The following is a 26,751-nucleotide window of genomic DNA, read 5'->3' on the forward strand; positions in this document are numbered from 1 at the left end:
CGCCTCAGGCCCCCTCGACGAGGACCGGTGCGCGGCGCCGGCCGCCGATGAGCGGTGCGACCATCGCCGCGATGACGACGAACACGAGCGGGATCATGAGCGCCGCGCGCAGCCCGTGCTCTTCCCCGACGAACCCCAGCGCGGGCGGTCCGACGAGGAACGCGACATAGCCGGCCGTCGCCACGAGCGACACCCGTGCCGCCGAGTCAGGACCCGAGTCGCCCGCCGCGCTGATCGCGACGGGGAACCCGAGCGATGCACCGAGCCCCCACAGCAGCACCGCGGCCGCGGCCCCGACCTGGCTGTCGACGAAGATCACGAGTGCCAGGCCGACGGCGGCGAAGACGCCGCTGGCGCAGAGCACGGCGGGGCGGCCGAAGCGCTCGATGAACCAGCCGCCGGCGAAGCGGCCGATCGTCATCGCAGCAGCGAAGACGGCGTAGATCGTCGAGCCGAGCGCGGGATCGAAGCCGTGGCCGTCGACCATGACCAGCGGGAGCCAGTCGTTGGCCGTGCCCTCGGCGAGCGCCATCGCGAGGATGATCACGCCGATCAGCAGCAGGCGGGAGTCCTTCCAGAGCGCGCGACGGTCCTCGCGCACCGTCGTCGTCTCGCCCCCGTAGGCGCGACCGGTGTGCGGCGGCAGCGCGGGGACCGCGAGAAGAACCGCGACGAGGGCCACCACTCCGACGATCACGAGGTGCCAGACCACCGGGAACGCGGCAGCCGTGGCCACGATGCCGACCACGGCGCCGACGACGGTGCCGAGGCTGAAGCATCCGTGCAGTGTCGGAAGGAAGGACCGATCCGTCACCCGTTCGACGTCCGCGCCCTCGACGTTCATCGCCACTTCGCCGCCGCCCATGCCGGCGCCGAAGAGGAAGAGGCCCGCGGCGACCGCGAACGGCGACCCCGTTGCTGCGCCGATGCCGATGAGCGGCATGCTCAGCACGATCCCGGCCGCGCCGGCCGCGATGACGGGGCGCGCGCCCAGCCGCGCGACGAGCGCGCCGGACGAGAGGATGCCGATCATCGAGCCGAGCGAGAGGCCGAACAGCACGAGTCCCATCTCGGCGGTCGACGCCCCGAGCAGATCACGGATGTCGGGCGTGCGCGTCACCCAGGAAGCGATCCCGACGCCGGGGACGAAGAAGAGCGTGGCCAGGGCGAGGCGGCGCGCGCGAAGAGACGTGGGCATCGGCATCCTTAAAATATGTACGAACGTACACAAGTGATCTGTACTATCGTACACAACTGATCCCGACAGGAGGTGGCGCGTGGTCGCACGAGGCGCCAATGACCCTGACCGGCGGGAGCGGATCATCGCCGCGGCACTCGAGGTGATCGGCGAGCGCGGCGTGCACCAGACCAGCCACCGGGTCATCGCCGCACGCGCCGGGGTGCCGCTCGGCTCCCTCACCTACTACTTCGACGGGCTGTCCGACATCCTCGAGCAGGCGTTCGCCTCACTGGCGGCCCGCATGGCGGAGCACTACCGCGCCAGCCTCGAGGGGGCACGGTCCCGCGATGAGGCCTGCGCAGCCGTGGTCGACCTGATCTGCGGCTCGTATGCGACGACCGACGAGGTGCGCGCGCTCTTCGAGATGTACTCGTTCGGCAACTACGACGCGAAGGTGCACGACCTCTGCCGCGACTGGCTGCTCGTGAGTCGCGCGAGCCTCGGCCTGCACTTCACCGAGCCGACCGCCCGCGCCCTCGACGCACTCGTCGAGGCATTCCCGATGCACCAGGCGTGGGAGGGCGAGCCGCTGGACCGCGACTACGTCGCGGCGGTCGTGCAGGCGCTCGTGGACCGGTTCGAACCGGCACGCGACATCGCCTGACCCGTCGAAGTCAGTCCAGCTCGACCGCGGTGTCTCGCGGGTAGGCGCCGCCGGCGAGCTTCACGAGGTGGGCGTGCGCGTACTCGCACACCAGCGCGTGCCGGTAGACCATACGCGGAACATCGACGTTCGAGTCCATCCACAGGCTCATGCCGGCGAGCTTCCAGTGGCGGAACGTGTCGTCGCCCGTGACGAGGGCGAGGATCTCGAGGAACGAGTCGTCGAACCGGATCGAGTGCACCGCACGCCGGTACTCCTCGACCGTGAGCGCCATCGAGAACGGGATGTTCATGAAGCACAGCGCGGTCTGGATGTCGAGCCGCAGGTAGCGCCGCCGACCCCGCTCGGCATCGAGCGGCGGGATGTCGAGCTGCGCGAAGTCGAGCACCTCCGGCCGCGTGAGCGGAACGCCGTCGAGGGCGATCAGGACGTCGTAGACGTTGACGTCGTGCTCGACGACGGCCGAGTCGCCGAGGCCTGCAAGGGTCTCCGGCCGCAGCGTGACCGGCGCCATGTCGACCGCGGTGTTGCGGATGATGAAGTTCACGAGGTTCGTCTCGACCACGAAGTGCCGGATCAGCAGCTCGACCGCGCCGGGCGCGACGAAGCGTCGCAGAAACCACACGCACAGTGCGTCCATCGTGCTCAGCGGCATCCATCGGAACGGGAGCACCCGCTTCACGATCGAGATGATCGCGACCAGCACGCGCGAGACGATCCGGGCGATCGGGTAGAGCCAGCGCCGCGACAGGCGCCGTTGGTCGTTGATGATGCGCCGGACCAGCGCCCGGTCGAGCGGGACCGACGGGTCGGCGTACACCGCCTCCCACATGCTCGGGTCGGAGCGCACGAACTCCGGCATGCTCGGCCGCGGCGCCGCCACGTCAGCGGTCCAGTTCCTCGAGCTGCAGCGCGTACAGGCGCGCCACCACCTGCGCGCAGCGGACGATGTCGTCGGCATCGCGGTCGTCGATGATGCCGGAGGTCAGGATCGCCTCCATGTCCCCGGTGTGCTCGGCGTCGGCATCCTGGTGGTAGCGCATGAAGTGCACCTGGTTGTCGGCGAGACCGAGCACCTCCTGGAACCGCGCCGCCCACCCCGCCGCGCGCTTCGCGCCCAGGCCCTCGATGATGAACATCGCGCCCAGCAGACCGACGGGGTTCGGCTGAGCCGCGTAGTGGAACATGTAGCCCGACAGCGCCTCCGACCCGACGTTCTTGCGTCCGCGGCGCAGCTCGTCGAGCGATCCGCCGATCGCGACGTAGTCGCGCTCGAGCATCAGGTAGTCGCGGTGCTCCTCCTCCGCGTGGCGGATCGCGGCCGCACGCAGCTCGAAGTGCTCGATGTCGAAGCTCGACGCCGCACGCGAGATCCACGGCGACCCGTCGACCACCTGCTGGCGGAGGTTGAAGAGCAGGCGCCGGTAGTCGTCGAGCGTCACCGTTCCGTCGGCGAGGCGCTGCAGGATGGGCACCCGGTCCAGCCGGTCCTCGAGCTCCACCCAGACCTCCGCCAGGCGTTCGAACAGCGTACCGGCGCCGTCCTCGGGGGCGATGTCGGCGGAGACGGTCGTGGTGCTGCTCATGTCGATGCTCCTTGCTGGTCGCGGGGTGCGACCACGGTGAGGTGGGCGAAGGCGAACGAGAACCGCCCGGATTCGGGCACGGCGAGAAGGACGGTCTCGCCCGGCGCGAAGCGCCCGGTGTGCCAGGCCTCCTCGAGCGCGATGAAGATGCTCGCGGAGCCCGTGTTGCCGCGGGTCTCGAGATTCGAGAACCAGCGGTCGGTGTCGAGCGTCGGGATGCGGCGCCGGAGCGCCTCGAACGCGACATCGCGGAACATGTTCGTGGAGTAGTGGCAGACGACGTGATCGAGGTGGCGCACGTCGACGAGCCCGATGTCGACGAGCTCCTCGAACTGGCGGATCCCCGCATCCGCGAGGTCGTCGAGCATGCCCACGTCCTGCCGCAGCAGGAACATCCCGGCTGCGTCGCCCTCGGCGATGCCGACGTCCTGCCAGGTTCCGCCGACCTCCGGCTCGGCGCCGACCATGCCGGCGCGCATGCACACGTCGTGCTCGTGGGCGAGCGAGACGTGCCTCACCCAGTCGACCCGCAGCGACGGCTTGCTCGGGTGGGGCTGGAACTCGACCACGACTGCGCCCGCTCCGTCGGACAGCATCCACCGGAGGAAGTGGGCGTCCATGCCGGCGCGGATGCCGTCGTACCGGCGCTGCCTGAGGCTCCGGCTCGCAAGCTCCGAGCCGACCACGGCCGCACGCGGGTGATCGCCGAGGCGCACCTTGCTGACGACGGCGTCGAGCGCCGCGAGGCTGGACGCGCACACCCCGGACGCCGACAGCAGCTGCATCGGCCCGCCGCCGAGTCGCCCGTGCACCATGGACGCGAAACCGGGCACGAGCACGTCGCCCATCGTCGTCGCGCACGCCAGCATGCGGATGTCGTGGGCGTCGACGCCGCGGTCATCGAACGCCGCGCGGAGGGCCTTGACCGCGAGCTCTTCGTTGAGCTCGGTCGGCTCGCCGTGCTCGTCGAGCGCGTAGTGACGCTGCCGGATGCCGTTCGAGTCCAGGATGCGCCGCCGGATCCGCTCCGTGACCGCGTCGTCCCCGCCGAGGCGCGCCGCGATGCCGTCGTTGTCGACCGGTCCCCCCGGCAGATACCGGCCGAACCCGGTCAGATAGGCATTCGCCGTCGCGCCCATGGTGAGAAGACTAAGGGGAAGATATGGATGCTGTGCGCCGCAGCATCCATCATCCCTTCGGTGTCATCCGAATCGGGGTCGCCATCGCCTGCGCGCGGACCAGGTCCGCTTTGCGCCGGGAAGAACTAGGGTGTGTGCGCAGAAGGGTCGTGCTGCGGCGGGCGAGGATCGACGGAGATGGCGCCATGGAAGACACGAACGATGCGGTCGTGACACTCAGCGAAGAGCAATGCTGGAACCTGCTCGCGCGCGGCGAGCTGGGCCATCTCGCCCTGGACGCGGACGGCGAGCCCGACATCTTCCCCGTGAACTACGTGATCGACGGACCCAGAGTGCTGTTCCGCACCGCTCCGGGCTCGAAGCTCGCGGAGCTGTCGGAGCACCCTCGCGTCGCGTTCGAGGTCGACGAGTACGACGACACGTACGCCTCGAGCGTCATCGTCAAAGGCGTGGCGGAACGGATCGAGCTGCAGCGCGAGATCGACGAGGCCGACGCGCTCGCGCTCCGACCCTGGATCCCCACGCTCAAGTACCGGTGGGTGCGCATCGTGCCGACGCAGATCTCCGGCCGATGGTTCGCACGGACGCCGGAACCCGAGCGCTACAAGGCGTCGTCCAAGGAGGGCGCGTAGGCGCTGTGCGAGGTGCGGGGCGGCCGGCGACCGTCGGCTAGCATTCGGGGATGACGAACCCGGCTCCGATCGACGACGTCCCGATCGGCGGCGAGAGCATCCGCCTCGGCCAGTTCTTGAAGTTCGCCGGGGTCCTCGACTCCGGCGGCGAGGTGAAAGAGGCCATCATCGACGGCTTCGTCCTCGTCAACGGCGAGGTCGATCGCCGCCGCGGCCGGCAGCTGCAGGTCGGCGACACCGTGAGCTTCGAGGGACGCAGCGTGCGCGTCTGCCCGTGACCGAGCCAACGAGAAAACCCCTGGAGGACCGGGGGTTCTTCTGCGGAGACGGAGGGATTTGAAATCGCGCCGATGACAACCGATACGGGCCGAAACCGCATGATTCCGCGGGTTCTGATGTCGCGGACGTGCTCCTGGATCAGGACGGCCGGGTTCGATTCGTGGCAGAAACGTGGCGGCGCCCTGACGCTCCTGGACGCTTCGCTCAGGCCGCGGAGATGGCCGCAATGACCGTATCCGCAGCACGTAGCCCGATCGCGCGGTCGTTGGCATCCAGCAGCATCCAGGCATCTTGGCCGCTGTCGGCGAGTTGGCCGAATGCAGGACGCAGGTGCTGTCTATCGCGTCGGGTGAGCCGGTCCAGGCCGAGCCCGCGCCGACCTCCGGCGGCGGCTAGCAACACCGCTAGATCGTCGAGGTGTCGGCCTCTGTCGCGCTGGTCGACGGCGTACGCGGCGGCCTTCGCGACGATCGCGCCGAGAGCATCCGGCACGGCAATGCGGACAACGCGGTCTGCGCCATGCAGGCCGTACCAGTCTCGGCGGTCGATCGCCTGCCGGGCTGCCGGAGCCTGGAAGATCGATCGCCGGGCCCACCGCGCGGACGCACCTCGTTCCACCATGACATCGACGAACTCGTCACCGCGTCGGAATCGATGCAGCACACTGCGACCGAGAGACTCCGCCGGGCGGAGCCCAATGTCCTGCAACGGTCCGGCAACTGCGCCGACGCTTGCTGCTGCAATGTTCAGCAGCAGGTCGACATCCTCGGTCGGGCGCGAAGCGGTGACGCCGGCACGCAACGCGTGCGCGTGCACCATGAGCCCGCCGACCAACACCCACTCGCCCGGGGTCGTGACCTCGGCGATCTCGAACAGCAGGCTCCAGGGACGCTCGTCGTCCGCGACGACGATCAGGTGTTCCGCGTCAGCCACGCCTGCCTCATCTCGTCGAGCGCGCGCACTCCGATCGAATGGACGCGGGACACCGCAGACCGAGCGCAGTCCACAGCGACGAGCGCGCGCGGCGCCGTTTCGCCGGAGATCCAGGAACGTTCGCCGGATCGGAACGCGTGGATCGCAACCCGACCCTCGCCGTGCTCCACCAGTCCAGCGTCGTCGACAAGGTCGTCCATCTCACCCACGCGAATGTACCCGTGGACCGTATCCGACTGCCCGACGAGCCGCTCCCCCAACACATCGACCGCGGACTCGCCCGTGAGCACCAGAGCGTCCCGCGCGACATCCGGATGTCGGGCGGTGAAGCGTCGCACCGTCACCGCCTGCGCCAGCCTGCGCCACACCACTTCGGTCTCCGTCGTGCGGATCAGCTCCCGCGTTTTCGCGTCGGTGGCCTCGCCCATCGACAGCGCATCGATGACCGATCGCACACGGTTCTCGGACCAGGGCCGACCGCCGTCGGTGGCGATGCGCGCGCGTTCGCCGACGGAGGCGAGGTCGACGAGCCAGCCCCGCGCGCTGATCCGCCGCCCGACGAGTTCGCCGGACCGCAACATCTGACTCACCCGCTCCTGCGACAGACCGAGGCGCCGTGCAGCATCCGCCGTCGTGACCTCAGACATTTGCAACCCTTCGCTTGAACGAATAGTTATGATTCTAGGGCACGGGTGCGCATTCGGCGAGCTTCCCAGCCACCTTGCTCACTTGCGTCTGGCGGCTCGTCTCGCCGCGACCGCCTTCCTCGCCGCTTTGAGGTCCTCGAGCGTCTGCTCGATGTTGTCTTCGTCGACAGCGTCGCGCGTGGCGGCGAGCATGTCGTACTGACGCTCCCGCCGGCGCTCGCGGTAGTCGCGGAGATCCGCGAGGAGAACGCGACGGTGCGTTCCCGCCTTCTCGAACGGGATCTCCCCCGCATCGAGGAGCTTCACAATGGTCGGGCGGCTCACGTTCAGCAGATCGGCTGCCTGCTGGGTGGTGAGCCGTGTTGTCTGGGGTACAACTGACACGGCCAGCCCGCTCTGCATTGCGTCCACGATCTTGCGGAGTGCCAGGTAGACCTCTTCCGGAAGCTCGACCTGGTCGCCTGGACGCGCCCCCGCGAGGAAGTACCTTGGCTCGGGAAGAGCCCTACCCGTGGCCTCATGGGCGGTGAGGAAGTCAAGCACAGGGGCAAGTTCGTCTCCCCTGCTGGGAAGGTACGTCTCTTCAACGACGGCAGCGCGAGACACGGAAATCACCTCGATACACGTAAACGCAGGGGGTTGCGTTTGTTGCGATTGCGGTACCACGCGTCACCGACAGGTCAATAGGAGCTTGCTGGGGCAACGATCAGATGCGTCGTCAACACACCCCGAGCCGCGCGAGCGCGAAGCTCCACGGAATGCGCTCCTGCTCGAGGCGTATGTTGCCCTCCGCGCTCAGCAACTGGAGAGTCCCGCGCTCATCAGGCGTGAGCAGGTCGAACACGCCGACGTTCGGATCGGGATCGATCCCCCACAGATCACGGTGATCGAACAGAGTATCCATATCCATCAATGCCGACGTTGCGTCCACTCCCCTGGCTCGAAGTCGGTTGAGAATGGCGAATCCGTGCGAATCGAGATCGCCCCAGTAGGTGACCGTCTGCGCCCACGGGAGGCGGGCGACGAGATCGACGCGGTGACCGCCACCGTGCACTGCTACCGCTCGGGGCACATCGGGCATCGCGAGCAGGGTGGCGAGGTTCTCGAATACGAACACGCGCTCGGGTCGGATCGTGCTCGCCGCAAGGTCGTCGACGGGCGCCGACAGATCGGTGAGCCCCTGGAACGAGAGCGACGGATCGAGAGCACGGATCCGTATGAGCGGCGACGGCTCGCGAAGGCCCAGTCCGGGCGCTCCGGTTCCCGCCCGATGCAACGCTTCCACGAGTCCGCGGCGAGATTCGATCCATTTGGTGTGGATGCCGCGGATCGGCAGTTCCCGCACCAGGCGGCCCGATTCCGGGTTCTCGCGCAACCAGGCCAGCACATGGACGAGCCTGCGGAAATCGGCGCCGTCGAGATCGGCGATCGCGCGGGCATGGGCGCGGAGCACGCCGCCGGCATCGGAGCCGGCCAGGCCCCTCAACTCGTCGAGTCGCGCTACCAGAAGTCGCCAAGCATCCGCCTCGCCCGCCGCTCGAGCGATCGAATCCGTACCGCGCAGCACCGCGCGAACGGGGACTTCCTGCGACCCGATGCGTGACCAATGGCGGACGACCCACTCGAGCTCGATACCCGAGTCCTCGCTCACACCGCGCCAGGCGTCGACCCACTGTCGAACCAGATTGAGATCGTCCAGCGCCTCCCGCTCGGTTGGCGGGCGTAGCGGAACGTCGAGCACGACATCGGTCTGCTGCTCGGCGGCCCAGGTGCGTGCATCGCGGTCGAAGAGCTTCTTCGCCCGCGCGCGCAGGTCAGACGGTGTGACAGGCGTGGTCACGCGCGCGACTCCGCGTGCGGCGGGGTGGCGACCTCAGGTTCATCGACCGAGAACACCACGTTCGCCAGCCGTGAGGCGTCGCGGTCGGGGTTCGATACCGACGTGATCGCGCCCACGTACGGCTCGAGCGTCTGCAGCAGCTTCTGCGGTGTCGCGAGGATCATGTGGAATCCGAACTCGCGGAACACCTCCATCGCGTTGCGCGTGTATCGGCTGTCAGCCTTGTCGAACGCCTCATCGAGCACGATCGACCCGAACCTCGGAACCTCGTCCTCTTCCTCAGTCAGCTGGTACCGCAGCGCTGCCGCGAGGCAGAAGATGACGAGCTTCTGCCGCTGACCACCCGACAAGCCCTCTGCGGAGTCATACACCCGCACAACGCGGCCGGCGACGTCCTTCTCCCGCGCGAGGAAGCTCACGTGAAGCCTCGTGTCGAGCACCCGGTTGCGCCAGTCGATGTCGACGCGGTCCTTGGATCCGAGTCGACCGATCACGCGTTGCAGCACGGCGAATCGTTGCTCGGCACCGGCGGCCGACTCGTCGGCCCAGTTGCCTTCAACGATGCGGCGGAGGTCGGTGAGGAACTCGTCGACCTCCGGGGTCCGCGTCGTCTTCACATCGATCTCGAGGAAGCGGTCCGCTCCCTCGAACGGGGACCGCCCCAGGGATGCGTTGACGGGGAGGATTCGCTCACGGATGAGACCCGGGGCGTCGCGGAGGTCGCTGAGCAAGTGTGCGACGACGTCCTGCGATCGTTCCCGCAACAGCTTGCGGAACTCGGACTCCTTCTCGGGCAGGCCGCGGGCGATGATGCCTTCGCGCAGTTCCCGGTAGCCGTAGCGGTCGCGGATGTCAGCAGTCAGCTCTGCGGATGCAGCGGGCCACCCGAGCCGAAACTCGGCGGCGCGCCCGGCGAAGCTGGCCTCAGCATCCGCTGCGCGGCTGGCCGAGGCGTCCTTGTCCTTCGAGAGTGCCGACTGCACCTTCCGCGCGACTTCGTCCACCGTCTCCAGGCTCACGGAGCGTCGCTCGGCTCGGAACCGGCCTTCGAGGGCGTCGGCGATCCGCTCCTCGACCGGTGCACATGGGGTGGCGTCGAGTTCGGCGACGTGTGCCGCGATGCTTTCGACGTGATTGCGGGCGACAGCGTGGGCTCCGAGCGCCCGTGCGTGCTTCCGTTCGTTTCGTCCAGTCGCTGGGTCGCTCGCTCCGCGGCCTCCTGTGCTTCGCGGAGAGTCCCCGACTCGCTGGTGAGCACCCGGAGATCGTCGCGCTGGGCCGCGGTGACCGCCATCGCGGATGCGAGGTCCACTTGGTCCCAGCTGAACGTCGATACGCGTGTGAAGACGTCGCGCCGACTGACAGCGTCCTGACGAAACGAGTCGGCCTCGGCGTCGCGGGCGGATGCTTCCTCCATCGCCGCCATCGCGTCCCGCCGACGCTCAAGCAATGCCTCGAGCCGCGCGTGGGTGTCGCCGCCCAGCACCCATCGAGTGGCATCACCGACCCCGTGACGGTCGTCCTTCTCATACCTGCGTGAGTTGCGCTTGACCAGGCCGCCGATCGTGACGCCACGCTCGACGTCATCAAGCTCGTCGGGGTGCGAAACGCAGGCGTAGTCGAACTCGGAGGCCATGCGCTTGCGGACGTAGGACGCGAAGGGCCCATCGCTCACCGCGAGGCGATGAACGAGCGAGCGGGCATCCTTGGGGCGACGCGGCTCGTCGACGGCGTGCGGAACCGCTTCGATGACGAGCCGGACACCGAGTGTCCGCGAGTCGGCTGCCCGACGTGCGGCGACAAGATGTTCGTCCCGCACGAGGAGCGTCGACGCAAACGGAGCGAGCACTCGCTCTGCCGCGCCGCGCCAGGCGGAGTGCTGCTCGGCGACCGAGATCAGCTCGCCCGCAAAGGGGAATGTCGATGCCGGCACACCGACAGCGTCCGCGAGGAATCGTCGTGCGCTTAGAAGCTTCTCGTCGAGGTTGCTCCGGTGATCTCTCAGCGCCTGAATCTGCCTGGTGACTTCGTCCAGCGCCTTACGCGCGTGACTCGCGGCGTCACGCACCTCATACGACACAGCGGGGATGTCGCGCGCAACCTCGGCGACGGCCGCGGCAAGGAGCTCCGCAAACTGCTCGGGGTCTTCGGGCATTGGTGCGCCGATGCGCATCAGCTCTGCGGTCAACTGAGCTCGATATTGCCTAGTGACGTCCTCGGCACGCTGCGCACTGTCGATCCGCTCCTGCAGAAGCTCGACGCGCGCGCCGCCCTCGTCCCGGACCCGCGCCTTCGCGGTTTCCAGCGCCTCTGCCGCCAACCGCTGCTCTCGCGCAGCGTCGCTCAGGTCGCTCTCGGCGCGCGCCAGCGCGGCGCGTGCGGGGCCCGCGGCTTCCTTCGCGAGCCGCAACTTGAGTCCCGCTGTGAAGGGCTCGACCCCGTCGTGCAGATCGGAGATCGCCGCCATCTCAGCGCCGGCCAGGTCGAACGCGGTGATCGCCTCGTCGACCTTGCGGAGCGCATTAGCCTGCTTCCTCAGGTCGACCACGTGCTTGTGCGCGGCATCGAGCTCCGTGAACTGCTCAACGGCGGTCTCGGCCCGCGCGAAGGTCCCCGGCTGGTCGAGCATGAACCCGCGGAACAACGCGTCGAGGGTGCCGAGGTTCTTCGCTGATTGTGTCTTGTGGAGAAGCTGAAGCGTCGCATCTCCGCGGAAGCCGAACTGACGGATGACCCGCTCGTGAAAGCGTCCGTGTCTCCCGCCGGTGGTGATCAGCGCGTCGGGGAAGGCCTTCGACATGCGACGCGCGTCGATTCCGCCTTCGACGTGCGGCTTCACTTCGAGAAGCTTCACGTGACCGCGGGTGAAGATCCGTGCGTCCTTCAACGCGGTCGGTTCGGTGCGCGTGCCCGGTGCGTGGAACACCCGCAGGAGGACGACCGGTTCATCGCGGAGATTCTCGTAGCGCAGCAGGATGCCGCTCCAGGTTGCCTTCGAGCGCAGGTAGGTCGTGGTGGCCCGATCGGCAGTCTCGTCAGCTTCCTTGCTCCAGGCGCCACGCACATAGCTCATCAGCGTCCGATCGCTCTGCCGGGAAGCGCCATCCTGAGCCGCCGCGTTGAGACGCAACCATCTATCGGGGGTGAGGACGGCGGCAATCGCGTCGAGTAGCGACGACTTGCCCGATCCGGATGCGCCGGTGAACAGGTGGCCGGCGCGCGCAACATCCACGGAGACGTGGCCGGCGAACGTGCCCCAGTTGACGAGTTCGATTTGGGCGAGTCGCCACTGGCCGGGCCTGGTCGGATCGACCTCCGGCTCGTCGGTGGGGAAGCTCAGCATCGTCATTCTGTGTCATCCTCGGCATCCGTCGACGGGGCAGCGGATTCTCCTCCGCCCTCTCGGGCGATCCGGTGGTACTCCGATGTGATCGCGCGGATCTGGTCGGCATCGACGAGGAGTCGTAGCACCGGCGAGATCTCGGCACGGTCATCGCCAACGGCGTGCAACACGCGGAGCTTGTTCTGCATCTTGTTCCACGAAGAGTTGACGCGGCTCGCGAAGTCCTTCTCATCACGGTCCGGGGTGCGGAACACGGCGAGCTGCTCGAACACCTCCGCCTGCCCGACGATCACCCGACCGCGACCCTCCTCGCTCAGTAGCGTCTGGCGCAAGACAAGCAGCATTGCGGTGTCGAGGAACGTCAACGCCTCAGACCGCACTGCCTTCGGGGCGTCCTCGGACGGAGCGTTGCGGACGAAGGCGAACTCGTTGTCCCGATCGATGACCAGTTCGAGGAACAGGTCGGCGAGCCGGGAGCGGAGGACAGCCTCGTCGGTGAGCAGCACCGCCCACAGCTGCGCCTCGCGCGCTCCGGAAAGATAGGGGCCACGCACCAGACGCAGCAAGACCCGCCGCGTGCGATCAGGGAGTTCGCCGGCGTCGCCACGCCAGAGGCCTCCGTGCTCGTCGGGGGCGACATCCGCCGTGGTCGATTCGGTCATGCCACCGCTCCTGTGAATCGGTGCACGGCCACAATCGCCGCACGCGGAACTCCGTCGGCGCCCTGCCAAGCGAGTACCTCGGGCTCATCGTCAACGGTGCCCTGCTCGGCGGCGATCGAGAGAAGTCCGATCACGCTGCCGACCCCCTGCGTCGCGGGGTATCGAGCAAGGACATCTGCGACGGTGCACGAGGGCACTTCGGCTAGCAGGTCGTTGACGTTCCGGGTGAGTTCGTCGAAGTCGATCTCGGTTTCGCGAGCGATCGCCCGCAGTTCCTCAAGGCGCGCGAGGGATGTCGTCTGCGTGACGATCTCTTCGGTGGCGGCGAATTCGGCGGGGTCGTGAAGGTCGATCCCCCCGACGCTCGACAGCGCGACGGCCGAGAGATCCAGCGTGAGAGACGTCGGATGCCACGGACGCGTGTGTGCGGCGGCTTCCACCCCCGCGTGCTGAGCCTCCCGCAGAAGAGTTCTCAGGACCCGGTCGCGCTGGTAGTCCTGCGACTGCACGTAGCGGCGGAGCGCCCGGGCGAACAATGTGATGACGTCGTGGATCTCCGCGCTTCGTCCCTTGAGCGTGGTGAGGAAGGCGCGCAGTGCCCTGCGCTCCTCCGAGGTGAGGTCGCGAGCGAATCCGCGGTCGAGGATGCGGCGGATGTCGGCCTCGAACGCCGCACCGAGTGCAGGGTCAAGGACGAGCTGGGAGAACGCAGCGAAACTGCGGCCTGCATCCGAGTCGGAGATGTGGTCGATTCCGCGGAAGACTTCGTCGACGACGGCCGCCTGAGATACATCGGACTCGACGATCTTCGCCCGCAGCGATGCATTCAGCATCTCGAACTCAGCACGCACCCGAGCAAAGTCGTCCGGCACGTCCGCCGCCTGCGCCAGCACGTCGCGAACGCGTTCGAGCGCCCGGTCTTCATCGATCGCGGACTCGTCACCGGAACGCAGGCTCTCGATCCGCCGCTCAATCGACTCGATCTCTTCCTCGAGCAGCGCGATGCGCGCTGACACGTCAGGATCGGTGTCGATCGCGAGGCGACGGACCTGCGCCGCAAGACTCGCAAGCCGAGACTCGGTCACACTCGAACGCGGGGCGGCGCGACCCTGCAAGAAGCGGATCCCGGCGATCGCATCCGGGGAAAGCTCGAGCGTCTCACCCCGCGCTTCCGATGACGGCCGACGCACCAGGAAACCGGCCGATCGCCACTCCCCGCAGTACCCCTTCGCAGTCAGCGGCAAGATCAGCCCCTGAGCGCGGAGCCGTTCGAGGTCGGCATCGATCCGCTCGTACAGCTCCTCAGCGTCGACTCGGCGCTCGCCTCCGCCCAGGTGGGTGCCAAGAAGACTGGCGACCACGGGTGCGCTGTCGGCTCGAAGCAGCTTCCACGCCGCATCGCGCTCCGCAAGCTGGGCGAGCTCGAGAACCTGGGCGACGGCGGGCACGCGTCCATTCTGAAGGAACACACCGACATCCGTTGACGCGGCGGCGGCGGATAGCTCGGACTGAGTCACCCGATGAGGTAGACCATCCCGCGACCGTCTGTCGCGAGCGCCTCGACGAACTCCTGTGCCCGCGTGAGGTAGTCGAGGACGTAGCGGAGCTCGTCGTCATTGTCGGCTCCGTGCCGACTGCGCCAGGTGCGCGCCCACGTTCGCACCTGGTCCTCGTCGATCGCACAGAGGTCGTCCCGAATCGCCGGCACCTCCGCCGGGAGGATCGTCCTCACCCACGGGTCCCACCCGAGCCCATGCATCGTTACGCTCCCCTCGAACATCCGGTAGCAGGAGCCTGCGTCGGGAACATCGGTCGTCGGACACGTGAGGGACTGCAGGGCGGACCATGCCTTGTCGAGATAGAGCATGTCGCGCTTCGGCGAGACCTGCTCGAACGTCGCGATACTCACGCTCGCGTGCGGCTCCAGGCCCCACGCGTCAGCGAGCGGATCGCTGGAGAGGATGCTGTGCGGATCATCTACCGCCTGCTGGGTGAGGTCGGCGTCGAAGGCGTATGCGTAGTAGCGGATTCCCATGCGGCCAGCATCCCGACGAGGACGTCGCTCTGATCGCGACATCCGTCGGGCTGGGGACGGCGCGCCCGAATCCGCCCTTGTGGAGGAACGGAGGCCGCAGTGGAGGCGCTCGCAGGCCTCTGGAGACCGAGGGATACGCGCTCCCGCCCTCCCTGGCGGACACGCGGAGTCTTCACCCCACGATGACTTCAAACGAGCAGGTTGATGAGCGGGCGATCGCGAACACGAGCGGATCGCTCAGCGCCGAACACTTCGCAAACGTGGCAGAAATGGCGGATTTCGTGGCAGACGCGAAATAAACAGCCGTTGATCTGAGCTTTTTCGGCGGAGACGGAGGGATTTGAACCCTCGGTCCCCTTGCGAGGACTCCACCTTAGCAGGGTGGTGCACTAGGCCTGACTATGCGACGTCTCCAGGCATCCGGCCGCGAGGGCGCGGATGCACCCAGCAATCATAACCGAGACCGGGACCGCTTCTTGCACGCGTGGACTCCGCCGTGGGTATCACCCGTGGTCGCGGCTCGCTCATCCCGGTATGCCGTTCACACAGTACGGAGTGCTCAGCGGAACCCTCGTGTCGCACGAGCGTGACGACCCGGACGAGTTCGGGCGATGGTGGCACGTCAACCTGAAGCTGCGCAGCGGGGCCCGCGACTACCGCGTCGCGGTCGACGTCGACAGCAAGAACTCCGCCGCGGGGGTGCAGTGGAAGACCATCCGCACCACGGCCGCGAGGCTGGGCTGGCCGGCGCCGCCTGCTCCGGCCTTCACGAAGCTCCTCTCCTCCCCCGCCTCGGGCGCCCTCGATGTCATCCGGCACCGCGAGCTGCGGGTCGTCGGCATCCACTGGTTCCTGCAGTGGCTGTTCCGCGCACGGGATGCCGTGGCCGCCGATCGTTCGCCCTTCTGGGTGCCGTTCCTCCGGCCGTGGCGCTCCGGCGACCAGCTCCAGGCGTCGCAGGCGCTGGAGGCGACCCTGCACGTCGGCGCGCTCACGCTCGTCTGGGGCGAACCGTTCCCCGAGGGCGCGGCACCGGCGTCGGTGCAAGGCATCCATAACGTCCATCAGAACCAGGGCGACCCCGCCGGGTCGCAATGGTTCCCCGAGAACGGCATCTGGCAGGACGGCGGCGTCGCGACGCAGCAGCCCGACGGCAGCTGGCTCGTCTTCATCTCGAAGTTCTCGACGCAGTCCGACCGCACGGACAGCCTCGGCCACCCTGTGTGAGCTGGAGCTCACGGGGCGAATCAGCGCATGCGAGCGCCGACAGCTGGTCGGCTACCGGCCCTCGGGCTGCGTGCAGGTGGTCTGCGCCGCGGTCTGCCCCGCGATCGCCGACGGCAGCTCGACGCGCGTCTCCGTCGCCGGGGTCTCGGTGGCGGGGGCCTCAGCCGCGGGCGTCTCGCCGGCGGCCTCGGTCGCGGCGGGCGTCGGAGCCACCTCGGGCTTGACGGCCTCGCCGGTCACCTCGACGCCGTAGCCCTGGCTCGCGTCGCCCGTCAGCGTCAGCGGCTGGTTGGCCTTGAGCGCCTCGAAGAGCACGTTCGCGGCGTCCTTCACCGGCATCACGCGGCTGGCGCCGTCGCCCGCGGCGTAGCGCGTCGGGTACTGCACGAAGACGATGTCCTCGTATGGCACGTCCTTGACCGCCATCGCGATCTGCACCATGAGCGTCGGGTTCGTGAGGCCGGAGCTCAAAACGAGCTGCTCCTGCTGCACCTGGCTGATCGCCGTGGTCGCGAGGTTCAGCAGCGTCGCGGGATTCGCGAGCACCGAATCGGACTGCAGCTTGCGCACCATCGACGACATGAACTGCTGCTGGTTCGAGATGCGGCCGAGGTCGGAGCCGTCGCCGATGCCGTGGCGGATGCGCAGGAACTGCAGCGCCTGAACACCCTGCAGCGTGTGGGTGCCCGCAGTCAGCTTGAGTCCGGTGTGCGCATCGCTGATGTCGCCGGCGACACAGACGTCGACGCCGCCGATGGCGTCGGACATGTTGATGACGCCGGTCCAGCGGATGGCCGCGGCGAAGTCGATCTGATCCCCGATGAGGGACTCGATCGTGAGCACGGTGCACGCGAGCCCGCCGTACTGGTAGGACGCGTTGAGCATCTGCGACGACATCGCCGAGTAGCTGCCGCTGCCGTCCTCCTTCGGGCACGACGGGATCGGCACGAGCATGTCACGCGGGAACGACACCACGGTCACCCGGCGGGGCTCGTCCGAGATGTGCACGAGCATCGTGACGTCGTTGCGCTCACCCTCGGTCGCCTTGGCCTGGCACGCCCCCGACAGCGCGGCGTTCGCACCTTCGCACGAGTCGGTGCCGACCATGAGGATGTTCACGCCGCCCTCAATCGCACCCAGCGACGGCGGCAGCGGCTTCTCCTCGTCGAGCACGACGGCGTTCGCGGTGATCGTCTGCGTCGCGTCGAACAGGTTGTAGGCCGCGATGCCCGCCGCGCTCACGCCGAAGACGGCGAGCACGACTCCGAACATCGCGAAGAGGGTCATGAACGGATGCCGCGACTTCAGCACTCCGTGGCGCGCAAGGGGCGTCTGGCCCCCTCTCGAGGGCCGCTTGTCCGATGCCATCAGCCGTTGGACCTGACGTTGCCGGCGGAGCAGGTCTGCTGGGCCGCGTTCTGGCCCGGGATGTTGTTCGGGAGCGCCACGGGGGTCTCACTGGGGGCGGGTGCCGCCGACGGGTCGGCGGTCGCCGTGGGGGCGGGGTCGGCGGGCGCCTCGGTGGGCTGCGGGTCGGCCACGATCACTCCTCCGGTGAGGTCCTGGTCATGCGTGACCTCGAGCGACTCGTTCGCCGCGAGCGCCGCCCACAGCTGTTCGGCCGAGTCGTAGTCGGGCACCACGCGGTTGACGTCGGCGGGGTCGGTGAGCACCGGGTACTGAACGAACACGATGTCTTCGAAGGGCACGTTCTTGACGGCCAGCGCGATCTGCACCAGCGTCATCGGGTTGGTCAGCGACTTGCTCGGCGTGATGTTGTCGACCGCGGTCGCCGCGAGCTTGTACAGCGTCGCCGGGTTCGACAGCACCTCGTCGCTCACGAGCTTGCGCGCAAGACTCGACATGTACTGCTGCTGGTTGCTGATGCGTGCCAGGTCGCTGCCGTTCTGCAGGCCGTGACGGGTGCGCAGGAACTGCAGCGCCTCGACGCCCTGGATCGTGCGAGGACCCGCCGGCCAGTTGATGCCGGTGTACTTGTCTTTGATGCCGCCGTTGCCGATGCAGACGTCGACGCCGCCGATCGCATCGGTGATGTTGATGACGTTGCCGAAGCTCACCTTCGCGGCGAACGGGATGTTCTGGCCGCTGAGCTCCTTGATGGTCTTGGCGACGCAGGAGAGTCCGCCGTAGCTCCACGCTTCGTTGATCTGCGTCTTGGTGGTCGCCGACGTGGTCGAGCCGTCCTCGCGGGTGCACGACGGGATCGGCACCATCAGGTCACGCGGGAACGAGACCACGGTGACGCGACGCGGATTGTCGGAGATGTGCACCAGCATGTTGACGTCGTTGAGCTGCCCTGCGGCGTCCGCTCCCGTGCAGCGGTCGCCGAAGAGGTACGCGTACTGCTCTTCGCACTCGTCGGTGCCGACGAGGAGCACATCGACGCCGCCCTCGATCGCGCCGATGTCGGGCGGGACGGCGCCCTGCCCCTCGAGCTCGACCGCGCCTTCGGTGAAGCTCGCCGTGAAGTCCGTGGCGGCGTACGCGGCGACGCCGGCGCCCGACACCAGCACGACGGCGGCGACGATGCCGACGAGCTTCAGGATGAAACCGAAGGGGCTCGGAGACGACAGCTCACCGTGACGGGCCACCGTGCGGCGGCCGCGCCTCGTGGGCTTGTGCGTCGAACTCACTCGGTTCCCTTCCCGATCGGGGGCGTCACACCGCGGAGGACGTGGTGGGGCAACCCGCGCGACGTCACCGCAGACAAGAATTCCACAGTCGTTCCATCATTCGCTCGCACAGCGTCACAGCGCTGCCGAGGCATCGGGGTATCCTTACACACCGCCCTGTGGGTGCGCTGAGGGCGGGCGCACGGCGACGATCGACTCCCGCGTGTCAGAATTCCGTCACCGTCACCCGGTAGCATCCTGGCCGTGACCGCCTCTGGGCCCTCGCCGGCACCGCATCCAGCCACGGAGCATCGTCCTGCCCGCAGACGGTCGGCCGCGACCCCGCTTGCCCGTCACGCCGCACGGGAGACCAAGGCGCAACTCCGTCGCAGGCGCAGGTACCTCCTGCTGTGCGTGGTGGTGGGCCCCGTCGCGACGGCGCTTCTCGTCGGACTGTTCACCGTCGGGGCGTTCGTGCAGCAGGTACTGCAGGTCCGCGACGACATGGAAGCCGCGAAGGAGCAGCTGAAGGTGCTGGCCGCCGCCGCCGTCTCCATGGATGTCGCCGGGCTGGAGCAGGCGAGCGACGACGTCGTAATCCGGACGGAACGGGCACGAGCCACGTCGAACGGCGTCCTGTGGGATCTCGCCGCGGAAGTCCCCCAGGTCGGCAACAACGTGCTCGCGGTGCGCACCGTGGCAGAAGCGGTGCACACGATCACGTCGCAGTCGCTTCCACCCCTGGTCGCCATGATGGCCGCCGCCGGCACGGATGAGCGCAGCGAGGACAGCCTCGGGATCGACCTGCGGCCCTTCCTCGGAGCCGGACCGGTCCTGCCGACGATCATCTCGTCCCTCGAGGACGCGTCGGCGATCGCCGCGGGCATGGACCGGACAGGTGTGCTCCCCGCCGTGTACGAACCCCTCGACTCGATGGTGGAGCTGATCGCGGTGGCCGTCCCGGCGCTGAACATCGTGCAGGAGCACCTCCCCGCGATCCTGCACGCCGCCGGCGCGGACAAGCCCATGCTGTACCAGCTGATGATCCAGACGCCGGCGGAGATCCGGGCGACGGGCGGCGGGCCCGCGCATTGGCTTGTGCTGAAGGTCGACAACGGCCGGATGGAGCTGCTCGGCCAGGAGAACGGCGTGGACCTGATGTACAGCGAACTTCCCTCGCTGGGCTTCGACACGGTCAACGGCTCGCTCATCAAGCTGCCGGCGGAGACCCGCTCGCTGTACCCCTTCGAGCTGGCGAACTGGTCGTCGAACTTCACGATGACCCCGCACTTCCCTCGCGCCGTGGAGCTGTTTCAGGCGACGCGGGAGTTGACCGGGAAGCCGGAGTTCGACGGGGTGATCTCGATCGACCCGATCGTGCTGGCCCACATGCTCGAGGCAACGGGTCCGCTGACCCTCGCCTCCGGGGAGACGGTGAGCTCCGAGAACACGGCCTCCTTGCTGATGAGCGAGCCGTACGAGCGGTTCGGGACCGACAACGCCGCGATGGACGCGTACTTCAGCGAGGTGACGTCGGTCATGTTCGACGCGCTCACCGGCGGAGGCTGGGAGATCGGCGCGATGTGGGATCAGCTCGTGCGGAGCGCTGAAGAGGGCCGTGTGTTCGCGTGGTTCGAGGATGACGGCCTGCAGTCACTCGCGCACGAGTACGGCGTGGACGGCGTCCTCCGGGAGGACACGACGGAGGCCACGCAGCTCGGCATCTACTTCAACGACTACACCGTCGGAAAGCTCAACTACTGGCTCGACTACACGCAGCGTGCCAGTTGCAACGTGGAGGAGCGCACGATCACGGTCACGATGGACCTGCACAGTCGCATGAGCGAGGACATCAAGAGCGAGTACACGCTGGGACTGCGCAACCAGTTCCGTGGGATCGATCCGCGCACGATGATGCTGGACGTCCTGTTCTTCGCCCCTCCCGGGGCGGAGATCCTGTCGACCGACCCCAAGCGGGGCGACTGGCAGGACTCCGCGAACTGGCAGGGCAATCGGTTCCGCGACCGTTCCGGCGTCGACCATGAGAACACCGCCATCAGCCGGACCCTTCTCCTCGAGATGGGCGAGCGGCGGACGATCTCGTACGAGGTCGAGCTTCCCGACGGCGACCTGGGCCCGCTGGAGCTGCGGCACTCGCCCGGACCCAACGACACCGAGGTCACCGTCGACGCGAACTGCGGCGCGCTCTTCGCCAGCCCAGAGGGCTCCCGCAACGTGATGCTGTCGAAGATCGGCTGAGCCCCGACGCAGCGGAACAGCATCGACTCACTCCTGCGGAGGGTGTGGGATTCGAACCCACGGGACATTGCTGCCCACTGGTTTTCAAGACCAGGTCCATCGGCCGCTCGGACAACCCTCCCGACCGATGCGACCCCAGGCGGAGGCATCCGTCGAACAATCGTCGAGTCTAGCCGACGACGTCAGAGGCGGCGGAGCACGGCGGCCACGCCGCCGTCGCGCACCGAATCGGTGATCTCGCCCGCGGCGTCGCGCACTTCCTGCGGTCCTTGCGCCATCGCGACCGCGCGGCCGCCGTTGTCGAGCGCCCAGCGGAACATGCCGACGTCGTTGCGGCCGTCGCCCATGACGAGGACGTGTGCGGGGTCGATGCCGAGCTCGGTGCGCACCAGCTCGAGGCCGGTGCTCTTGTCGACGCCCTTCGGCGCGATGTCGAGCCAGGCGGTCCAGCCGACCGCGTAGGACACGTGGTTGAGGCCGATGCGCTTCACGAGGTCGACGAAGTCCTGCTCGCCCTTGTCGGGCGAGACGACGACCACGCGGCACACCGGCTGGGCGCCGAGCTCGTCGAACGGCACGCGGCGCGCGTGGACGAGGTTCCAGTCCTCGAGATACTCCGTGTACAGGCGCTGCCCGTCGGCGAGCTCGACGAGGTAGCGGGCGTCGGGGAGGTGCACGCGCAGCTGCTCCAGCACCTCGCGGGGGTCGAACGTCTCGACGTGCCAGCGCTCGTAGCTCAGTTCGTCGGCCTCGAGCCGCTTGAGCACGACGGCGCCATTGGAGCACACGACGAATTCGGGGGCGATGCCCAGCACGCGCACGATGCCGCGGGTGCCCTCCCAGCTGCGCCCCGTCGCGACCATCACCTCATGGCCGGCGCGGTGCGCATGCTCGACGGCGTCGACGACGCCGGGGCTCAGCGATTCGTCCTCGAGGAGGACCGTGCCGTCGATGTCGAGGGCGATGAGGAGCTGCTCGGTCGCGACGGCCGGGTTCTCGGTGTCGCGGGCGACCTGCTCGACGAGCTTCGCGGCCTTCTTCGGCGCGACGACCTTGATGGAGCCGGTCTTCGGCAGGTGCGCTTCGCTCACGCGATGGGCTCCATCACCTCGAGCCCGCCGAGGAAGGGCCGCAGCACCTCCGGCACCATGACGGAGCCGTCCTCACGCTGGTGGGTCTCGAGCAGTGCGACGATCCAGCGGGTGGTCCCGAGTGTGCCGTTGAGCGTCGCGACGGGCTGCGTCTTGCCGCCTTCGGGCCGGTAGCGGATGTCGAGCCGGCGCGCCTGGTACGTCGTGCAGTTCGAGGTCGAGGTGAGCTCGCGGTACGCGTTCTGCGTGGGCACCCAGGCTTCGACGTCGTATTTGCGGGCGGCGCTCGAGCCGAGGTCGCCGGCGGCGACGTCGATCACGCGGTACGACAGGCCGAGGTCCTGCAGCATGCCCTCCTGCATGGCGACGAGGCGCAGGTGCTCCTCCTCCGCCTGCTCGGGCGTCGTGTAGACGAACATCTCGAGCTTGTTGAACTGGTGCACGCGGATGATGCCGCGGGTGTCCTTGCCGTACGAGCCGGCCTCGCTGCGGTAGCAGGTCGACCAGCCGGCGTAGCGCTTCGCGCCGCGCGACAGGTCGAGGATCTCGTCCATGTGGTAGCCGGCGAGGGGCACCTCGCTCGTGCCGACGAGGTAGAGGTCGTCGTCTTCGAGGTGGTAGACCTCGGCGGCGTGCTTGCCGAGGAAGCCGGTGCCGCGCATCACCTCGGGGCGCACCAGCGTCGGCGGGATGATCGGCGTGAAGCCGGCCTGCAGCGCCCGGTCGAGCGCGAGGTTCATGAGCGCGATCTCGAGCCGCGCGCCGATGCCGGTGAGGAAGTAGAAGCGGCTGCCCGACACCTTGGTGCCGCGCTCCATGTCGATCGCGCCGAGCTTCTCGCCGAGCTCGAGGTGGTCGCGCGGCTCGAAGCCGAACGCCGGCACTTCGCCGTGGGTGCGCAGCGTGACGAAGTCGTCTTCGCCGCCCGCCGGCACGCCGTCGATGACGATGTTCTCGAGTGCTCCGAAGGCTTCGGCGGATGCCTCCTCCGCCGCGGCGACCGCGTGCTGGGCCTGCTTCACGCGCTCACTGAGATCCTTGGCCTCGGCGACGAGCGCGGCCTTCTCCTCCTTGGGAGCCTGCGCGACCTTCTTGCCGTGCGCGTTCTGAGCGGCGCGGAGCTCTTCGAAGGCGGTGATGGCGGCGCGTCGCGCGCGGTCGGCCTCGACGGCGGCGTCGACGGTATCTGGTGACTCTCCCCGTGCTTCCTGCGAGCGCTTGACCAACTCGGGATTGTCGCGAAGCAGCACGGGATCGATCACGCTGCAAGCTTAGTCGGCGACCGCAAGGGGAGACCTGGGGTGCCGAGCCCCGCGTCCGACGCGCCCGCCCGGCGATTCGGTCCTAATCTGTACCTCATGGCGGCGGCATCCGGATCGGGCGACGAGAATCCCACCGACGGCGTTCCCGCCGACGCCGTTCCCGCCGAGGACGTGCGCACCGGCGAGATCCCCACCGACCTCACTCCGCACCCGGCCGATGCGGCCTACGCCGATGGTCCCGACATCGAGCCCGGCACGGCCGACGACGAGAGCGGCCGCGCGCGTCGTGTCGGCACGGAGGGGGCTGCTCGCCCGATCTCGGAGGACGGCAAGCGCCCCTCGCCGAAGGCCGCGCTGGTGTACAACCCGATCAAGGTCGACGCCGGCACGCTGCGCGACACGGTCACGCGCCTCGCGTCGAACGCCGGCTGGTCGGAGCCCCTCTTCTACGAGACCACGGTCGACGACCTCGGCGACGACGTCACGCGCCAGGCGCTCGGGGAGGGCGTGGACGCCGTGCTGGTCGCGGGCGGCGACGGCACGGTGCGCGCGGTGTCCGAGGCGATGAGCGGCACCGGGGTGCCGCTGGCGATCGTTCCCAGCGGCACCGGCAACCTGCTGGCCCGCAACCTGAGGCTCCCTCTCACCGAGCCCGCCGCCATGGTGCGCGCCGTGTTCGACGGTGACACGCTGGCGATGGACGTCGGCTGGACCGAGATCGCCCGTCCTGACGGCAGCACCGCCGAGCACGCCTTCGTCGTGATGGGCGGCATCGGTCTCGACGCCGCGATGATCGCGAACACGAACCCGCAGCTGAAGAAGACCGTCGGCTGGGTCGCCTACGTCGACGGAGCCGCCCGGTCGCTGCCGTCGGCGAAGCCGTTCCGCGTCGTCTACGAGCTGCCCGGACACCGGCTGCACTCGTCGAAGGTGCAGAGCGTGCTCTTCGCGAACTGCGGCAAGCTCCCGGCCGGCCTCGACCTCATCCCCGAGGCATCCGTCGCCGACGGCGCGCTCGACATCGTGATCTTCCAGCCGAAGGGCCTCTTCGGCTGGCTGTTCGTCTGGCGGCGCGTCGCGTGGGACAACAGCTTCCTCCGCCGCTTCCGCGCCGGCCGCCGGGTGCTCTCGCTGCGCACGAAGGACAGCGCCGTCGTCTACTCGCGCGGCGCGGGCATCGAGCTCGCGACGCACGAGGCGCGCCCGGTCCAGCTCGACGGCGACGAGTTCGGCGAAGCGCTCTCGGTCAAGACCCGGGTCGAGGCCTCCGCCCTCCTCGTCGTGGTCCCCAAGGGCCACACCACCGACGGCTTGTGAGAATGACGGATGCTGCGGGCCGCGGCATCCGTCATCCCCGAAGTCAGCCCTTGACGGCGCCGCCGAGTCCGGCGGACCGCAGGAACACGGACTGGAACACGAGGAACATCGCGATCGGGATGAGCGTCGCGATGGCGAGCGCGGCGAGGAAGACGTCGAGCTCGGTCTGCGACTGGACGTCGGGAAGGCGCACCGAGAGCGGCTGCACCGCCGGGTCCGGCAGCACGAGCTTGGGCCAGAGGTAGTCCTTCCACGCGGCGATGATCGCGAACACCGAGACGACTCCGAGGATCGGCTTCGACATCGGCAGCACGATCGACCAGAAGAGACGGAACGGCCCGGCCCCGTCGGTCTTCGCGGCCTCGAACACCTCGCGCGGCAGATTGTCGAAGAACCGCTTCACCAGCAGGATGTTGAACGCGTTCGCCGCCATCGGCAGCCACACCGCGAGGTAGCTGTTGAGCATGCTCGCGTCACGGCCGAGCAGCGGCGGCGACACGATCGTGAGGTACAGCGGCACGAGCAGCACGATGCCCGGGATGAACAGGGTCGCGAGCACGAGTGCGTTGAGCACGGGCGCGTACTTGGGTCGCAGCACCGAGAGCGCGTAGCCCGCTGTGGTCGCGATGAACAGCTGCGAGAACCATGCGCCGGCGGCGATGACGATCGTGTTCCAGAAGTACTGGTCGATGTGGATGTCGTTCCACGCCGTCGACAGATTCGCCCAGTCGATGCCGTTCGGCCACAGCGCGAACGGCTGCTGGAGTGTGTCCTGCGTCGGGGTGACGGCGGACTTCGCGAGCCACAGGATCGGCCCGAGGCCCGCGATCGTGAGCGTGACGAAGAGGAAGGCGTGGGTCAGCGACATCCCGAACCGCGTGCCGGGACGCCGGCGCTCCGAGGCCGAGACGATCGACCGCTCGGCCAGATCGTCGATCGAGTCGCGCTTTCGGCCGCCGCCCTTCGACAAGCTCCGGGACCGGGAGCGCGAGAGGAAGCCGCGCATGCCCTCGCGGCGCTCGGCGTTCGTGATCGAGGTGGTCATGAGGTGCTCCAGCGATTCGTGAGCTTGAAGTACAGCCAGGACAGGATCGCGAGCACGACCGCGAGCAGCACCGACACCGCGGTGGCCTCCCCGTAGTCGCCGCCCAGGCTGTTGCGGAACGCCTTGTCGTAGATGTACAGCAGGATCGTCTTCGTCGCCCCCGCCGGCCCGCCGCCGGTGAAGAGGAACGGTTCGAGGAACACCTGCGCGGTCGCGATGACCTGCAGGATCAGCATGATGAAGAGGATGCCGCGCAGCTGCGGGATCGTGACGTGCCAGACCTTGCGCCAGATGCCGGCACCGTCGACCTCGGCCGCGTCGTAGAGCTCCGGCGGCACCGACAGGAGTGCGGCGAGGTAGATGATGATCGACCCGCCCGCGGCGGCCCACGTCGCCTCGAGTACGAGGGACGGCATCGCCTGCACCGCCGAGGAGATCCACGGCTGCGGCGGAATGCCGAACCAGCTGAGGACGGTGTTGAAGACGCCGGACGGGTCGGCGCTGTAGAAGAACTTCCACAGCAGCACCGCCACCACCGGCGGGATCACGACGGGCAGGTACGCGAGAGCGGAGTAGAGCCCCTTGCCCCGGCGTACCTCGCTCATCAGCACAGCGACGAACAGTGGCAGCGGGAAGCCGAACAGCAGGGCCAGCAGCGCGAAGTAGACGGTGTTGACGACCGCACGGCCGAGCTGCGGGTCGGTGAGCACCGCCACGTAGTTGTCGAGCCCGACCCACTCCGAGACGAGCAGATTCGTCTTCTGCAGGCTCATGATCACGGACTGCACGATCGGTGACCACGAGAAGAAGAAGAACACGAACACCACCGGCAGCACGAACAGCAGGTTCGCGAGGCCTCCCCCGCGGTACCAGGTGAGCGGGGTGCGGCGGGTCTTCCGCCGGGCGGGAGGTGCGGCGGGTGGGGGCGCCGCCGCGGGGGCGGGGCGCTCCGGGAGGGTGGCGGTCATCGTCAACCT

The 26,751-nt window shown here is 68.4% G+C and carries 25 protein-coding genes and 2 tRNA genes; 6 read left to right on the forward strand and 21 right to left on the reverse strand.

Annotated elements, in window-relative coordinates; all coding sequences use genetic code 11:
- Positions 1-4: 4 nt before the first annotated feature.
- The gene (locus ACFVSU_RS08065) at positions 5-1,198 is read right to left on the reverse strand and encodes an MFS transporter (RefSeq protein WP_387140583.1); all 1,194 of its coding nucleotides are present in this window, start codon (positions 1,196-1,198) and stop codon (positions 5-7) included.
- Positions 1,199-1,277: 79 nt separating this feature from the next.
- Here ACFVSU_RS08065 and ACFVSU_RS08070 point away from each other — a divergent pair, with 79 nt between their 5' ends.
- Positions 1,278-1,844, forward strand: coding sequence for a TetR/AcrR family transcriptional regulator (locus tag ACFVSU_RS08070; RefSeq protein WP_387140586.1), 567 nt, complete (start codon positions 1,278-1,280; stop codon positions 1,842-1,844).
- A gap of 10 nt (positions 1,845-1,854) precedes the next feature.
- On the opposite strand, the gene ACFVSU_RS08075 is transcribed toward ACFVSU_RS08070, so the two are convergent.
- Genes ACFVSU_RS08075 through ACFVSU_RS08085 form a run of 3 tightly spaced genes read right to left on the reverse strand, consistent with a single transcriptional unit; the run spans position 1,855 to position 4,569 of the window.
- Positions 1,855-2,706, reverse strand: coding sequence for a DUF6999 family protein (locus ACFVSU_RS08075; protein WP_387140589.1), 852 nt, complete (start codon positions 2,704-2,706; stop codon positions 1,855-1,857).
- A gap of 22 nt (positions 2,707-2,728) precedes the next feature.
- Entirely contained in the window at positions 2,729-3,430 is a 702-nt protein-coding gene (locus ACFVSU_RS08080; RefSeq protein WP_387140592.1) for an iron-containing redox enzyme family protein, read from the reverse strand.
- Positions 3,427-4,569 (reverse strand): 3-oxoacyl-[acyl-carrier-protein] synthase III C-terminal domain-containing protein, encoded by a 1,143-nt coding sequence (locus tag ACFVSU_RS08085; protein WP_387140595.1) that lies wholly within the window; start codon positions 4,567-4,569, stop codon positions 3,427-3,429. Before ACFVSU_RS08085 ends, ACFVSU_RS08080 begins: the two co-directional genes overlap by 4 nt.
- Before the next feature lie 185 nt (positions 4,570-4,754).
- Here ACFVSU_RS08085 and ACFVSU_RS08090 point away from each other — a divergent pair, with 185 nt between their 5' ends.
- Entirely contained in the window at positions 4,755-5,201 is a 447-nt protein-coding gene (locus ACFVSU_RS08090; protein ID WP_387140599.1) for a pyridoxamine 5'-phosphate oxidase family protein, read from the forward strand.
- Between the two features lie 50 nt (positions 5,202-5,251).
- Positions 5,252-5,479 (forward strand): RNA-binding S4 domain-containing protein, encoded by a 228-nt coding sequence (locus ACFVSU_RS08095; protein WP_387140602.1) that lies wholly within the window; start codon positions 5,252-5,254, stop codon positions 5,477-5,479.
- 205 nt (positions 5,480-5,684) lie between these two features.
- Here the strand turns inward: ACFVSU_RS08095 and ACFVSU_RS08100 are convergent, their stop codons facing one another.
- The 10 genes from ACFVSU_RS08100 to ACFVSU_RS08145 form a co-directional block, all read right to left on the reverse strand.
- A complete protein-coding gene (locus ACFVSU_RS08100; RefSeq protein WP_387140605.1) occupies positions 5,685-6,413 on the reverse strand; it encodes a hypothetical protein in 729 nt (242 codons plus the stop codon).
- Entirely contained in the window at positions 6,392-6,994 is a 603-nt protein-coding gene (locus tag ACFVSU_RS08105; RefSeq protein ID WP_387140608.1) for a hypothetical protein, read from the reverse strand. The genes ACFVSU_RS08100 and ACFVSU_RS08105 overlap by 22 nt, the downstream gene beginning before the upstream one ends.
- Positions 6,995-7,138: 144 nt before the next feature.
- Complete coding sequence (locus tag ACFVSU_RS08110; RefSeq protein ID WP_387140611.1) at positions 7,139-7,666, reverse strand: excisionase family DNA-binding protein; 528 nt, start codon at positions 7,664-7,666, stop codon at positions 7,139-7,141.
- A 112-nt stretch (positions 7,667-7,778) separates the two neighbouring features.
- Complete coding sequence (locus ACFVSU_RS08115) at positions 7,779-8,900, reverse strand: DUF3322 domain-containing protein (protein WP_387140613.1); 1,122 nt, start codon at positions 8,898-8,900, stop codon at positions 7,779-7,781.
- Entirely contained in the window at positions 8,897-9,904 is a 1,008-nt protein-coding gene (locus tag ACFVSU_RS08120; RefSeq protein WP_387140615.1) for an SbcC/MukB-like Walker B domain-containing protein, read from the reverse strand. The genes ACFVSU_RS08115 and ACFVSU_RS08120 overlap by 4 nt, the downstream gene beginning before the upstream one ends.
- A gap of 11 nt (positions 9,905-9,915) precedes the next feature.
- On the reverse strand, positions 9,916-12,249 hold the full coding sequence (locus ACFVSU_RS08125; protein ID WP_387140618.1) for an ATP-binding protein: 2,334 nt from the start codon (positions 12,247-12,249) through the stop codon (positions 9,916-9,918).
- Positions 12,246-12,809, reverse strand: a complete 564-nt coding sequence (locus tag ACFVSU_RS08130) for a DUF4194 domain-containing protein (RefSeq protein ID WP_387140620.1) — start codon at positions 12,807-12,809, stop codon at positions 12,246-12,248. Before ACFVSU_RS08130 ends, ACFVSU_RS08125 begins: the two co-directional genes overlap by 4 nt.
- Positions 12,810-12,901: 92 nt before the next feature.
- Complete coding sequence (locus ACFVSU_RS08135) at positions 12,902-14,353, reverse strand: DUF3375 domain-containing protein (RefSeq protein ID WP_387140623.1); 1,452 nt, start codon at positions 14,351-14,353, stop codon at positions 12,902-12,904.
- A 65-nt stretch (positions 14,354-14,418) separates the two neighbouring features.
- Positions 14,419-14,940, reverse strand: coding sequence for a DUF1877 family protein (locus ACFVSU_RS08140; protein ID WP_387140625.1), 522 nt, complete (start codon positions 14,938-14,940; stop codon positions 14,419-14,421).
- A gap of 325 nt (positions 14,941-15,265) precedes the next feature.
- Positions 15,266-15,354 (reverse strand) — tRNA-Ser (locus ACFVSU_RS08145).
- A gap of 120 nt (positions 15,355-15,474) precedes the next feature.
- On the opposite strand from ACFVSU_RS08145, the gene ACFVSU_RS08150 reads away from it, so the two are divergent.
- Entirely contained in the window at positions 15,475-16,167 is a 693-nt protein-coding gene (locus ACFVSU_RS08150; protein WP_387140628.1) for a DUF2278 family protein, read from the forward strand.
- 51 nt (positions 16,168-16,218) lie between these two features.
- Here the strand turns inward: ACFVSU_RS08150 and ACFVSU_RS08155 are convergent, their stop codons facing one another.
- Complete coding sequence (locus ACFVSU_RS08155) at positions 16,219-17,454, reverse strand: LCP family protein (protein WP_387140630.1); 1,236 nt, start codon at positions 17,452-17,454, stop codon at positions 16,219-16,221.
- 80 nt (positions 17,455-17,534) lie between these two features.
- Complete coding sequence (locus tag ACFVSU_RS08160) at positions 17,535-18,821, reverse strand: LCP family protein (protein ID WP_387140634.1); 1,287 nt, start codon at positions 18,819-18,821, stop codon at positions 17,535-17,537.
- 393 nt (positions 18,822-19,214) lie between these two features.
- Here ACFVSU_RS08160 and ACFVSU_RS08165 point away from each other — a divergent pair, with 393 nt between their 5' ends.
- A complete protein-coding gene (locus ACFVSU_RS08165; protein ID WP_387140637.1) occupies positions 19,215-21,059 on the forward strand; it encodes a DUF4012 domain-containing protein in 1,845 nt (614 codons plus the stop codon).
- Positions 21,060-21,095: 36 nt separating this feature from the next.
- Here ACFVSU_RS08165 and ACFVSU_RS08170 read toward each other — a convergent pair.
- From ACFVSU_RS08170 to serS, 3 genes are all read right to left on the reverse strand, one after another.
- Positions 21,096-21,180, reverse strand: a tRNA-Ser gene (locus tag ACFVSU_RS08170).
- A 61-nt stretch (positions 21,181-21,241) separates the two neighbouring features.
- Positions 21,242-22,150 carry an HAD family hydrolase gene (locus ACFVSU_RS08175; protein WP_387140640.1) on the reverse strand — a complete coding sequence of 303 codons (909 nt, stop codon included), beginning with the start codon at positions 22,148-22,150 and terminating at the stop codon, positions 21,242-21,244.
- Complete coding sequence (serS, locus tag ACFVSU_RS08180; RefSeq protein WP_387140643.1) at positions 22,147-23,412, reverse strand: serine--tRNA ligase; 1,266 nt, start codon at positions 23,410-23,412, stop codon at positions 22,147-22,149. Before serS ends, ACFVSU_RS08175 begins: the two co-directional genes overlap by 4 nt.
- Before the next feature lie 96 nt (positions 23,413-23,508).
- Between serS and ACFVSU_RS08185 the strand changes: the two genes are divergently transcribed.
- Complete coding sequence (locus tag ACFVSU_RS08185; RefSeq protein WP_387140646.1) at positions 23,509-24,729, forward strand: diacylglycerol/lipid kinase family protein; 1,221 nt, start codon at positions 23,509-23,511, stop codon at positions 24,727-24,729.
- A 43-nt stretch (positions 24,730-24,772) separates the two neighbouring features.
- On the opposite strand, the gene ACFVSU_RS08190 is transcribed toward ACFVSU_RS08185, so the two are convergent.
- A complete protein-coding gene (locus ACFVSU_RS08190; protein WP_387140648.1) occupies positions 24,773-25,774 on the reverse strand; it encodes a carbohydrate ABC transporter permease in 1,002 nt (333 codons plus the stop codon).
- A complete protein-coding gene (locus tag ACFVSU_RS08195; RefSeq protein WP_387140651.1) occupies positions 25,771-26,742 on the reverse strand; it encodes a carbohydrate ABC transporter permease in 972 nt (323 codons plus the stop codon). The genes ACFVSU_RS08190 and ACFVSU_RS08195 overlap by 4 nt, the downstream gene beginning before the upstream one ends.
- Positions 26,743-26,751: the final 9 nt, after the last annotated feature.

Source organism: Microbacterium sp. NPDC058062, from assembly GCF_042885375.1.
Classification (GTDB): Bacteria; Actinomycetota; Actinomycetes; order Actinomycetales; family Microbacteriaceae; genus Microbacterium; species Microbacterium trichothecenolyticum_C.

What these genes read in the sequence shown, in the direction of transcription:
- ACFVSU_RS08065 (WP_387140583.1), bottom strand. Translation starts at nt 1,198, where the DNA reads ATGCCCACGTCTCTTCGCGCGCGCCGCCTCGCCCTGGCCACGCTCTTC.
- ACFVSU_RS08075 (WP_387140589.1), bottom strand. Translation starts at nt 2,706, where the DNA reads ATGCCGGAGTTCGTGCGCTCCGACCCGAGCATGTGGGAGGCGGTGTAC.
- ACFVSU_RS08080 (WP_387140592.1), bottom strand. Translation starts at nt 3,430, where the DNA reads ATGAGCAGCACCACGACCGTCTCCGCCGACATCGCCCCCGAGGACGGC.
- ACFVSU_RS08085 (WP_387140595.1), bottom strand. Translation starts at nt 4,569, where the DNA reads ATGGGCGCGACGGCGAATGCCTATCTGACCGGGTTCGGCCGGTATCTG.
- ACFVSU_RS08090 (WP_387140599.1), top strand. Translation starts at nt 4,755, where the DNA reads ATGGAAGACACGAACGATGCGGTCGTGACACTCAGCGAAGAGCAATGC.
- ACFVSU_RS08095 (WP_387140602.1), top strand. Translation starts at nt 5,252, where the DNA reads ATGACGAACCCGGCTCCGATCGACGACGTCCCGATCGGCGGCGAGAGC.
- ACFVSU_RS08105 (WP_387140608.1), bottom strand. Translation starts at nt 6,994, where the DNA reads ATGTTGCGGTCCGGCGAACTCGTCGGGCGGCGGATCAGCGCGCGGGGC.
- ACFVSU_RS08125 (WP_387140618.1), bottom strand. Translation starts at nt 12,249, where the DNA reads ATGACGATGCTGAGCTTCCCCACCGACGAGCCGGAGGTCGATCCGACC.
- ACFVSU_RS08140 (WP_387140625.1), bottom strand. Translation starts at nt 14,940, where the DNA reads ATGGGAATCCGCTACTACGCATACGCCTTCGACGCCGACCTCACCCAG.
- ACFVSU_RS08150 (WP_387140628.1), top strand. Translation starts at nt 15,475, where the DNA reads ATGCCGTTCACACAGTACGGAGTGCTCAGCGGAACCCTCGTGTCGCAC.
- ACFVSU_RS08155 (WP_387140630.1), bottom strand. Translation starts at nt 17,454, where the DNA reads ATGACCCTCTTCGCGATGTTCGGAGTCGTGCTCGCCGTCTTCGGCGTG.
- ACFVSU_RS08185 (WP_387140646.1), top strand. Translation starts at nt 23,509, where the DNA reads ATGGCGGCGGCATCCGGATCGGGCGACGAGAATCCCACCGACGGCGTT.
- ACFVSU_RS08190 (WP_387140648.1), bottom strand. Translation starts at nt 25,774, where the DNA reads ATGACCACCTCGATCACGAACGCCGAGCGCCGCGAGGGCATGCGCGGC.
- ACFVSU_RS08195 (WP_387140651.1), bottom strand. Translation starts at nt 26,742, where the DNA reads ATGACCGCCACCCTCCCGGAGCGCCCCGCCCCCGCGGCGGCGCCCCCA.